Source organism: Psychrobacter sp. AOP5-GZ1-6, assembly GCF_052376345.1.
Lineage (GTDB): Bacteria > Pseudomonadota > Gammaproteobacteria > Pseudomonadales > Moraxellaceae > Psychrobacter.
The window spans coordinates 1-10,125 of sequence record NZ_JBQSVP010000114.1; the positions used below are offsets into that span (position 1 = coordinate 1).

The 10,125-nt window shown below is 42.2% G+C and carries 10 protein-coding genes and 2 tRNA genes; 6 read left to right on the top strand and 6 right to left on the bottom strand.

All coding sequences use genetic code 11. The features are described 5' to 3' along the window. Positions 1–12: 12 nt before the first annotated feature. The gene (locus ACT3RN_RS12285) at positions 13–144 is read left to right on the top strand and encodes a DUF2798 domain-containing protein (RefSeq protein WP_444518689.1); all 132 of its coding nucleotides are present in this window, start codon (positions 13–15) and stop codon (positions 142–144) included. 26 nt (positions 145–170) lie between these two features. Here the strand turns inward: ACT3RN_RS12285 and ACT3RN_RS12290 are convergent, their stop codons facing one another. The 3 genes from ACT3RN_RS12290 to exaC form a co-directional block, all read right to left on the bottom strand. Further along, positions 171–497 carry a DUF779 domain-containing protein gene (locus ACT3RN_RS12290; RefSeq protein WP_192519834.1) on the bottom strand — a complete coding sequence of 109 codons (327 nt, stop codon included), beginning with the start codon at positions 495–497 and terminating at the stop codon, positions 171–173. 245 nt (positions 498–742) lie between these two features. Then, on the bottom strand, positions 743–1,771 hold the full coding sequence (gene adhP, locus ACT3RN_RS12295) for an alcohol dehydrogenase AdhP (RefSeq protein WP_192519833.1): 1,029 nt from the start codon (positions 1,769–1,771) through the stop codon (positions 743–745). Positions 1,772–2,001: 230 nt separating this feature from the next. After that, positions 2,002–3,528 carry an acetaldehyde dehydrogenase ExaC gene (gene exaC, locus ACT3RN_RS12300; protein ID WP_192519832.1) on the bottom strand — a complete coding sequence of 509 codons (1,527 nt, stop codon included), beginning with the start codon at positions 3,526–3,528 and terminating at the stop codon, positions 2,002–2,004. A 332-nt stretch (positions 3,529–3,860) separates the two neighbouring features. Between exaC and ACT3RN_RS12305 the strand changes: the two genes are divergently transcribed. The 3 genes from ACT3RN_RS12305 (at position 3,861) to ACT3RN_RS12315 (ending at position 7,201) form a co-directional block, all read left to right on the top strand. Beyond that, on the top strand, positions 3,861–5,795 hold the full coding sequence (locus ACT3RN_RS12305) for an AAA family ATPase (RefSeq protein ID WP_192519831.1): 1,935 nt from the start codon (positions 3,861–3,863) through the stop codon (positions 5,793–5,795). 62 nt (positions 5,796–5,857) lie between these two features. Continuing rightward, on the top strand, positions 5,858–7,018 hold the full coding sequence (locus tag ACT3RN_RS12310) for a type I glyceraldehyde-3-phosphate dehydrogenase (RefSeq protein ID WP_192519830.1): 1,161 nt from the start codon (positions 5,858–5,860) through the stop codon (positions 7,016–7,018). A 92-nt stretch (positions 7,019–7,110) separates the two neighbouring features. After that, a tRNA-Ser gene (locus ACT3RN_RS12315) sits at positions 7,111–7,201 on the top strand. 104 nt (positions 7,202–7,305) lie between these two features. Here the strand turns inward: ACT3RN_RS12315 and ACT3RN_RS12320 are convergent. The 3 genes from ACT3RN_RS12320 to ACT3RN_RS12330 all read right to left on the bottom strand — a co-directional run bounded on the left by ACT3RN_RS12320 (position 7,306) and on the right by ACT3RN_RS12330 (position 9,057). Beyond that, positions 7,306–8,040 (bottom strand): hypothetical protein, encoded by a 735-nt coding sequence (locus ACT3RN_RS12320; RefSeq protein ID WP_192992046.1) that lies wholly within the window; start codon positions 8,038–8,040, stop codon positions 7,306–7,308. 408 nt (positions 8,041–8,448) lie between these two features. Next, positions 8,449–8,790: a CopG family transcriptional regulator gene (locus ACT3RN_RS12325; protein ID WP_192520975.1), complete on the bottom strand. Its 342-nt coding sequence runs from the start codon at positions 8,788–8,790 to the stop codon at positions 8,449–8,451. Positions 8,791–8,981: 191 nt separating this feature from the next. Continuing rightward, positions 8,982–9,057, bottom strand: a tRNA-Asn gene (locus ACT3RN_RS12330). Positions 9,058–9,589: 532 nt separating this feature from the next. On the opposite strand from ACT3RN_RS12330, the gene ACT3RN_RS12335 reads away from it, so the two are divergent. Both ACT3RN_RS12335 and ACT3RN_RS12340 read left to right on the top strand, forming a co-directional pair. Next, the gene (locus ACT3RN_RS12335; protein ID WP_192520388.1) at positions 9,590–9,934 is read left to right on the top strand and encodes a DMT family transporter; all 345 of its coding nucleotides are present in this window, start codon (positions 9,590–9,592) and stop codon (positions 9,932–9,934) included. Position 9,935: 1 nt separating this feature from the next. Further along, positions 9,936–10,125, top strand: a 190-nt coding sequence (locus ACT3RN_RS12340) for a TetR/AcrR family transcriptional regulator (RefSeq protein ID WP_444518688.1), incomplete at its 3' end; no start/stop codon positions are given.

The following is a 10,125-nucleotide window of genomic DNA, read 5'->3' on the forward strand; positions in this document are numbered from 1 at the left end:
ACATTTATAAATTTGGGTTGGTCAGATACCTTTTTTACAAACTTTTTAAATGCATGGAAGATTGCATTGCCAGCGGCTTTCGTGGCTGTTTTAATCATCGGTCAGCCTGTGCAAAAGCTGACAAAAAAACTACTAGGAACATAAGACGGCGGCTGGCATCACTTATAAAATTAAATCTTGCACACTTCTGAGCGCACGATAAAACGTTTGCCTTCTGGTATTTCTAGTGAAAAGCTGGCGCCACGTCCGTTAACCACATCAATGGTCAAATCTGTGTTTTGCCATAATGTATGCTGTGCTTTGCCCATATAAAATGGACAACCAGCAATCTCGCCGATTAATACATCCTGATCACCTACCTTAAATTCACCTAGCGGATAGCACATGGGGGAGCTACCATCACAGCAGCCACCTGATTGATGAAACATCAGCTCACCGTGTTTAGATTTAAGTAATTCGATTAATTCGATACAGGCTTCTGTCGCTTCGACTTTCATGATGATTTCCTTATCATTAAAATACAGTTGTAAAAGACGTTTTATTTGAAGTATTGGAGTGAGGCGTGCTAGCTCACGATCATACTGAGCGAGAATATAAAAAGTCGTATCATCTAGACTCGCATCATTTATAGCATGCGAATGAAGACGATACGACTGATGGCTTATGATTACATGTGTGATTTATAGTCGCATCATCTTGAGTCGACCATGTTGAGACAAAGTCAACATATCACGAGCAACAATTACAGGCTATAATCAATGACAATACGACCTTCGATCTTGCCATTACGCATACGATCAAAGATATCGTTGATGTTTTCTAGTGGTTCTGCTGCCACAGTCGCTCTGACCTTTCCTGCCGCTGCCATATCTAGCGATTCTTGTAAGTCCAAACGTGTACCCACGATAGAGCCGCGAATAGTGATACCGTTTAGTACGGTGTCAAAGATAGAGACAGGGAAGTCGCCTGTTGGTAAGCCGTTAAAGACGACTGTGCCACCACGTCTGACCATACTAATCGCTTGATCAAAGGCGATTGAAGATACGGCTGTTACTAGGACACCATGAGCGCCACCGATTTCTTCTTTTAGGTACTCGCCTGGATCGGTGTTTTTTGCATTAACAGTAATGGTTGCGCCCAGTTTTTTAGCAAATTCAAGTTTCTCGTCGTCAATATCGACAGCGGCAACGTTTAGTCCCATGGCGATAGCGTACTGAACTGCCATATGGCCAAGTCCACCGATACCAGAGATAACGACCCAGTCGCCAGGCTTGGCTTCAGTCATTTTTAGACCTTTATAGACGGTAACACCAGCACAAAGTACAGGGGCAATTTCTATCGAGTCTACGCTTTCAGGGATGATGCCGACATAGTTAGCATTAGCCAATACATACTCTGAAAAACTACCATTGACTGAGTAGCCAGCGTTTTGTTGGCTCTCGCATAGCGTTTCCCAACCGCCCAAACAATGAGTACAGTGGCCACAAGCAGAGTAGAGCCAAGGCACACCAACGCGATCGCCTTCTTTAACATGGGTGACACCTTCGCCAACGGCAGTGATTAGGCCAACGCCTTCATGCCCAGGGATAAACGGCGGACTGGGTTTGACTGGCCAATCGCCTTCAACGGCATGTAAGTCAGTATGGCAGACACCTGATGCTTGCATTTTGACCACAATCTCACCAGCACCTGGCGTTGGGATATCAACTTCTTCGATTTGCAGAGGTTGGTGAAACTCATGCAGTACGGCGGCTTTCATTTTATTAGTCATGTTATTATTCCTTGTTATAAGTCTTAATGTAGTCAGTCGTCTATAAATTGGATACGGTGTCAGTATCGCTTAGCCTACTACTTGTAGTACTTTCATGCGCCTTTCTCATATCTAAACTAAAGTGAAGCGACTATTGCTACTATATGAAAGTGCTCTATAAGCACTCCTAACACACTTTGCAACCTCGGTTGCAAAGCGCTTGACGCTTGTATTAAAAGTGCAAGGTGCGTTTAGAAGAATCCCATTTTTTTAGGATCGTAAGATACTAGCATGTTTTTGGTTTGCTGATAATGATCAAGCATCATCAGATGGTTTTCGCGGCCAATACCGGATTGCTTATAGCCACCGAACGCAGAGTGAGCAGGATAGATATGATAACAATTGGTCCAGACGCGACCAGCTTGGATGCCACGGCCGAAACGGTAGGCTTTATGTACGCTGCGAGTCCACACGCCAGCACCTAAACCATATAAAGTGTCGTTGGCAATTTTCATTGCCTCTTCGTCATCTTTAAAAGTGGTCACAGCAAGCACAGGTCCAAAAATTTCTTCTTGGAATACACGCATATCGTTTGTGCCTTCAAAGATAGTAGGCTGCACATAATAACCATCTGCGATATCGCCATCATGTTTGGCTTGATCACCACCGACCAGCACTTTAGCACCTTCTTGCTTACCGATATCTAGATACGACAGGATTTTTTCTAGTTGATCTGAGCTTGCTTGTGCTCCAATCATAGTATCAGTATCTAATGGATTGCCCATTTTGATGGCTTCAACACGAGCGACACAGCGTTTGATAAATTCGTCATAGATGCTTTCATGTACCAGCGCACGTGATGGACAGGTACAGACTTCACCTTGGTTCAGCGCAAACATTACCAAGCCTTCAACTGCTTTGTCTAAGAAATCATCATCTTCATCCATGATGTCAGCGAAGAAGATGTTTGGACTCTTACCACCCAGCTCCAAGGTCACAGGAATGATGTTTTCACTGGCATACTGCATGATAAGACGACCAGTCGTGGTTTCACCTGTAAAGGCTACTTTATTGATACGAGGGTTGGAGGCTAATGGCTTACCAGCTTCGACACCAAAGCCATTGACCACGTTCAATACGCCTTTAGGTAAGATGTCAGCAGCACCGATAATCTCTAGCATATATAGAATAGAAGCAGGGGTTTGTTCAGCAGGTTTTAGAACCACACAGTTACCCGCAGCAAGTGCAGGTGCCAGTTTCCAAACAGCCATTAAGATAGGAAAGTTCCAAGGAATAATTTGACCGACAACGCCTAGTGGCTCATGAAAATGATAGGCAACGGTGTCATCATCAATTTGACTGATGCCGCCTTCTTGAGCGCGAATCGCACTGGCAAAATAACGGAAATGATCAACCGCTAGCGGGATATCGGCTGCCAGTGTCTCACGAACGGGTTTGCCATTTTCATAGCACTCTGCAATGGCGATCGACTCAAGATTGGCTTCCATCTTATCAGCGATTTTGAGTAGTAGATTGGCACGTTCAGTGACGCTGGTTTTGCCCCAAGCGTCTTTTGCAGCATGGGCCGCGTCTAACGCCTTTTCGATATCTGCTGGTTTTGAGCGGGCGACTTGGCAAATGACCTTGCCATCGACGGGACTGGTGTTGTCAAAGTATTCACCATCAACGGGTGCGACCCATTCGCCATTGATGAAGTTATCGTATTTTTCGCGGAATTGGACTTGGCTTTTTTCGGTATTTGGATTTGGGTATAACATTTATTGCTCCTTGTTGTTTTATTTAAAAGGCAAGCGATACATCAGCAATAATTTATAACTTAATTATGTCTGAAATAAGTGCCGATATAATCACTACCTAATCTTCCTGATCAAGTTCTCCATTAATCCTACTGAAGTTTTCAACAAATTTATACTTACTTTTAATGATAAATATAAGTCATATATATGAATTATAGTTATGAAAAATGCTTTGGTTAAAGTGCTTTGTAAAGTAGCTCTAGCTGTTATAATTATTGCCAGTTTTAGGCTATAGCATTTGTAAATTTGCTGATAGCGGATCTTTTTTCTCAGTTATTGGTTGGTTTATATATATGCGTCAGTCCTCTGCTCTTGATATCTTAAAAACAGGTCAAAATGTCTTTTTGACTGGCTCCGCAGGTTCAGGGAAGACTTACACTCTCAACCAATATATCGACTATCTGCGTGCGCGTCGCGTACCTGTTGCGGTCACTGCTAGTACAGGGATTGCAGCCACACACATGAACGGCACAACTATTCATAGCTGGTCAGGTATCGGTATCAAAGACGAGCTGTCTGATCGTGACCTAACCAACTTGTCTCGCAAGCAGTTTTTAGCAGATAGATTAAAAGATACCGCTGTTCTCATCATTGATGAAATATCTATGTTGCATGCCAAGCAGCTCAATTTGGTCAGTCAAGTACTTAAACATATTCGTAAAAGCGACAAAGCGTTTGGCGGCATACAAGTGGTGGTGGCAGGGGACTTTTTTCAGTTACCACCGATCGGTAGTAAGGGTGAGAGTAACCGTGAAAAGTTTGCCTTTATGTCCGAGGCGTGGCTCGATGCCAAGTTTCATATTTGCTATTTATCTGAGCAGCATAGGCAGGTGAGCGAAGCTGCTAATGGCGGGCTGGATTTGGATGATATTCTTAATCAAATTCGACGCCAAGAAGTGACTTTTGAGGCAATTGCGGCTCTAGAAACCACCTTTGATCAAAACGTTGATATCAAGCGTACCCGTCTGTATACACATAATCTCAATGTCAACAAAATCAATGATAAAGAGCTTGCGGCGTTAGATGGTGAGATGATGCGTTTTGAGGCGACTTCCACTGGTGATAGTAAGCTGGTTGAAACCTTAAAAAAGACCGTCCGTACGCAAGACGACCTGACTCTTAAAGTTGGTGCCAAAGTGATGTTTATCAAAAACAACACAGAGTTGGGCGTGTCTAATGGCACTATGGGTGAGCTGATTGGTTTTGCTGCTGTTAAAATTGATGACAGCAAAGACGGTAATGATGCATTGATTGAAGATGCAGATAATAACAGCCATACTGACAGCGATGAAGACACTGCTAAGCATAAAAAAAGCGCTGCCAAAAAAGATAAAGAAAAATCAAAAACAAAAAAGCCAACGACGCAAAAAATGCCAGTGGTGAGGCTAAACTCAGGACGAGAAGTCGTCGCTGAGCCTGAAGAATGGATTATTGAAGATGAGACAGGTGATGTGCTGGCAAGCTATCTACAAGTGCCACTCTGTCTAGCATGGGCGATTACCATTCATAAGTCTCAAGGCATGACGTTAGATGCTGCTGAGATTGATTTATCACGTACTTTTGAGCTTGGACAAGGCTATGTGGCACTGTCTAGACTTAAGTCGCTGGCGGGGTTACAGCTGCTTGGCATGAACGATATGAGCTTGCAGTTAGATCCACTCGCGCGCGGTGCGGATAAGCGGTTTTTAGTGTTGTCTGAGGAAGCAGATGCCAGTTATGCGATGCTCGATGAAGAAAGTATGACACAGGCACATGAAAAGTTTGTGCTGAAATCTGGTGGTACACTCAGCAAATCGGTGATCGATGCTTATGCCAAGCTACAGAAAAAACGCCGTGAGCAACAGCAGGCGCAGCTGGACAAAAAGCAAAAACTGGGCAATCAAGTATCAGATAAGTCGGCCAGTACATTATCAGAGACTCGTCTGTTGTTAGAGGAGAGTCTGTCTATCGCAGAGATTTCTCAAGAGCGTCAGTTGTCTCAATCCACCATTATGCGTCATATCGGTGAGCTAAAGTCGCAAGATCCAAGTTTGGCTTGTGATCATTTGCGTCCAGATGATGAGGTGATGACGGCTGTGGGTAATGCCTATGTAGCGATTAAAGTGGCCAACAATCCAAACGATTTTAATGACGATGGTAGTGTTAAGCTGCGACCAATATTTGATCATCTTAAGCAAGCTATTGACTACAACACCATTCGCTTGGCACTGATTTTTATTACGCCCTAGATAGTATTTGTTTGTTTTTACCGCGCTCCATTTTATATGTCCTTTTACAGTGATCCCTTGTTATGCCTGATTTTTCTAGCGCTACTTATCAATTAAAGTCTGACCCAGTAGCCGCGTTTCATACGACTGGCGAGCATACACAGCCACTGAGAGTCGCTATTAATGGCTTTGGTCGTATAGGTCGCAATGTATTACGCGCATTGTTAGAGCGCTTTGAGGTGCTAGGGCGTGCGATTCATGTGGTGGCGATTAATGATCTGGCGCCAGCTGATATTTTACTGCATTTGTTAAAATTTGATAGTACGCATGGACGGTTGAGTCGACTGGGTGTTAGTGCTGAGGTCGTAGAGAATGATACCGATAACGATATTGAGGCTGATGCTAGCAAGACTCAGCTTTGCCTGACCAAAAGTAATCTGACGTATTGTATCAATATGCTGTCAGAAGCTAATCCACAACATCTACCATGGCAGGAGCTTGATGTTGATGTGGTGTTAGAGTGCACGGGGCATTTTCGCTCTTATGAGCAAGCACAATTGCATATAGAGGCGGGCGCGCAGCAAGTGATTATCGGTGCTGCGCCTTTCGATGATGTTGATGCCTGTATTGTTATGGGTGTGAATAGCGATGAGTTGACGCGTGAGCTACCGATTATATCGAGTGTCTCTTGTACGACACAGGCATTGGTGCCACTGATTGCGACGCTTGATAAAGCGTTTGGTGTAAAGTCAGCGATGATGACGGAGATTCATGCCGTCACCGCTGATCAAACGGTACTCGATCAAGCGCATCGTGATCCGAGACGTGCACGTGCTTCAGGTTATAATATTATCCCAACGACTTCTAGCAGTATCGCTGCGACAGAGCGTGTACTACCAACGATGATAGGCAAGATAAATGGGCACTCAATACGTGTACCAACTATCGATGTGGCTGCCATCGATGTGACGTTTGTATTTGATAAGTTTAATGTGAGCATTGAAGAAGTGAGTGAAGTACTTAAATCAGCCAGTCAAAGTGATTTACGCGATATCATGGCTTATACCGACGAGCCATTGGTCTCAAGCGACTTTATTCATCAGACTGAATCGCTTATCATTGATGGGCAGCAGTTAATGGCAGTAGGTGAGCAATATAAGGTTTTTGCTTGGTATGATAATGAATGGGGCTATGCCAATAGGCTGCTAGATATGTGCTTGCATCTAGCCTCCAGCGCACCATAAATAAGTGTTTGAAGGTTACTGATAAAATAATTTAAATTTTTTAGATTATACGCTTGCATTATGAAATGATATCTATATAATGATGCACCAATGGAGACGTGGCAGAGCGGTTGAATGCACCGGTCTTGAAAACCGACAAGGGTTCATAGCCCTTCGAGAGTTCGAATCTCTCCGTCTCCGCCAAATTCTAAAAAGCCCCAATCATTACTGATTGGGGCTTTTTTTATGTGCTTTTCCTAAGACTCTTTTCAATGATGCTGCAATGAACTAACTTGCAATGACGTCATTTATTTCATTAGCGACTCATCAAACTCTACAGTTTGTCCATCTTCTAACGTTAAAACACCTTCGCTAATCATAATAGTCATGTCCTTGGTATTTTTAATGGCACGCATGACATTGATGTCTTCAATACTACTCTCGATAATGATTTTGCCAGATTGTTCTGGTTGAATAGGAGGCTCAAACTGAGTTAAAGGTATATTGAAGCTTTTACCTTGTGTTAGTTTGGCATCTTGCATGGTTAGTGTGCCTTTGAAGCTTTGAATGGCGACTGGACCGTGGTTGGAGAGCATAAACTGTAGTTTGACTTGGTTTAGGCTATCGTTATCACTGGTTTTGACTGGCAATAGGGCGATAGGGTAGCTTTGAATATTTGCACTATTAGCTGGCTGACTGGTGACGAGAGGACTTTTCTTACCAGTTGGATTATTTGGGTGCAAGCGCTCATATTCTCGCTGCTGTACGAGGGCTTGTTTGATAGTGGTGCGTGGCATGGCACCAGACTCGTAAGCGCCACTGAGCTTCATTCTTAGCATGTAGCGACTAAGGACTTGCTGATCGGCCTTAGGTAGCTGTTCAAAGGTGGTGCCGAGATTTTTTTGCCACTGGTCAGAGTTGGTTGGTATGGTTTTTTTATCTAGATCTGTTTGCGGAGATGAGCAGCCAGAAGCAACTGTAAGCATCGCCACCGTAATAGTTAGTAGAAGATTTTTGTTTAAACGCTGATATAACGCTACCATCGTATACCTCCTTGTCAGTACTCATAAGTAATAAAAAACAATACTTGTATCCTTTCATTTTAATATACCGCGTTTGCTGCTTTGTTGTGTGTAATTATCGCTAAATGTTGTATGGATAATTAAATAAGCCTTTTTTCAGAATAGTCCAAAAAGAGAAAACGGATAGGAAGCGTACTAGGAAATTTTAGAAGGAGTGATCGTAAATAGGATTGCTTAGAAATCGCAACAGTGGTGCCTATTTTTCAATATAAAACAGGCTCTAATGTTTATGACTCTCATAAAAAAAGACTGAGCTCACTTAAGCGGGCTCAGTCTTTTTTTATAAACCGAAAAATCTGATAGTTAATGATTGATAGCGGTCATAAGTCTAGAGCTGTGTTTGAATTCGTTACTTCTGATATAAATTAGTTAATCGTTATTTTGGTCGTTTTCCTGCAATTCAGACAAGGAGTGGGTAATATTATTGTTATGGGTCGATACAATCGCTTCATCAATGATATGTTGGCTCACACCGCGCTTGCGTAGTGTTTCGATAAAAACTTCATCATGAGCTAACGTATAATCCTGATGATCACGGTCAAGACCTTGACGAATATATAGGCGAATAAGACCTTGAATGCGCTTAAACCCCAACTCTGATGTTGTTGATTCTAGCAGCTCAATCATCTCTTCAGACAGGCGAATACTGATCGGACGCATGATTTTTTGCGGATGATCAGAAAACTTATTTTTTACACGTATAGGTATCATAATAAACCATTATTTTTAGTGAGTAAGAGTAAGGCACTCAGACAAAAAATCAACCCAATCAAAGTTGTACTTACCATACAACAAAAACATCTAAAAGAACACAGTAGCCACGCTATTATTATGATCATCACATATATAAATGGCGACAATAAAAAAAACCTTCATCAAATTATGATGAAGGTTTCAGTATATGGCTCTCCAACCTGGGCTCGAACCAGGGACACACGGATTAACAGTCCGTTGCTCTACCAACTGAGCTATTGGAGAATAAGTTGTCATAACAATGAATTTAATAAGTATTATATAACAATAATTTCTTATCTTGTTTGCGTTATGTGGGGCGTATTTTAGCCAAGTCATCATAGGCTGTCAACCTTATTACAGCATTAATTATCAATATTGTTGTAATTAATTCAAAATAGCTCGTTATCGCCTATGAAATATAGTGCTCTGGCAAATATTGAATCTAAAATTATTACTCATTTATATAGCCATCAAACCTATCAAAAAAACAAAAAAGTTACTTTGATTGATGGTTTAAGCAGTCTTTTAGCAGAGCTTTTTGCTTGTGTTTTGGCTCGGATTTAATTAGACAACTTTTGTATCTTTTTGAATATTAAAGCAATATTTTTATTACTTAAGACAAAAAATCACGAACAAACCCTTCACATTGTGAGTGTATGTCTATAGAATACCGACCGTACGGTATCTTTGGTGCTTGAATTGTTCGATTTTTATCGATAATTCATGCTGAATCAAAAGGATACGATTGATTTGAGATGAGATGAGTGTATTGACTATGAGTCCTACTACTATTGCTTACGGTTACTTGGCCATTGCCATTATTTGTGAAGTGGCGGGCACGACGTTTTTGGCGAAGTCAGAACAGTTTACCCGTTTGCTACCGACTTTGATCATGGGTGTGCTCTATACCATCTCATTTTATTTTTTGACACAAACGCTCAAAACCATACCTCTAGGTATTGCCTATGCTTTGTGGGGTGGATTGGGTATCGTTCTGACCTCGCTGATTGGCTTGGTGTTTTTTAAGCAGACGCTTGATACGGCGGCAGTAGTGGGTATCATTATGATTGTAGGTGGTGTCGTGGTAATGAATTTATTCTCTAATTCCGTGGTGCATTGATATGGAAGTTGAAAACGCTCATAAACGTAAAAAACAACCAGAGGTTATTCGTCGTGCGCTGCTCGATCAGGCGGCAAGAATTACGCTAGAGCAAGGGTTGTCGAAAGTCACTTTTCAAGCTGTGGCAGATGCGGTTGGAGTGACTAAAGGTGGCGTCATGCATCATTTTGCTACTAAAAACGCACTCATTC

What these genes read in the sequence shown, in the direction of transcription:
- exaC (WP_192519832.1), bottom strand. Translation starts at nt 3,528, where the DNA reads ATGTTATACCCAAATCCAAATACCGAAAAAAGCCAAGTCCAATTCCGC.
- ACT3RN_RS12310 (WP_192519830.1), top strand. Translation starts at nt 5,858, where the DNA reads ATGCCTGATTTTTCTAGCGCTACTTATCAATTAAAGTCTGACCCAGTA.
- adhP (WP_192519833.1), bottom strand. Translation starts at nt 1,771, where the DNA reads ATGACTAATAAAATGAAAGCCGCCGTACTGCATGAGTTTCACCAACCT.
- ACT3RN_RS12335 (WP_192520388.1), top strand. Translation starts at nt 9,590, where the DNA reads ATGAGTCCTACTACTATTGCTTACGGTTACTTGGCCATTGCCATTATT.
- ACT3RN_RS12305 (WP_192519831.1), top strand. Translation starts at nt 3,861, where the DNA reads ATGCGTCAGTCCTCTGCTCTTGATATCTTAAAAACAGGTCAAAATGTC.
- ACT3RN_RS12290 (WP_192519834.1), bottom strand. Translation starts at nt 497, where the DNA reads ATGAAAGTCGAAGCGACAGAAGCCTGTATCGAATTAATCGAATTACTT.
- ACT3RN_RS12325 (WP_192520975.1), bottom strand. Translation starts at nt 8,790, where the DNA reads ATGATACCTATACGTGTAAAAAATAAGTTTTCTGATCATCCGCAAAAA.
- ACT3RN_RS12320 (WP_192992046.1), bottom strand. Translation starts at nt 8,040, where the DNA reads ATGGTAGCGTTATATCAGCGTTTAAACAAAAATCTTCTACTAACTATT.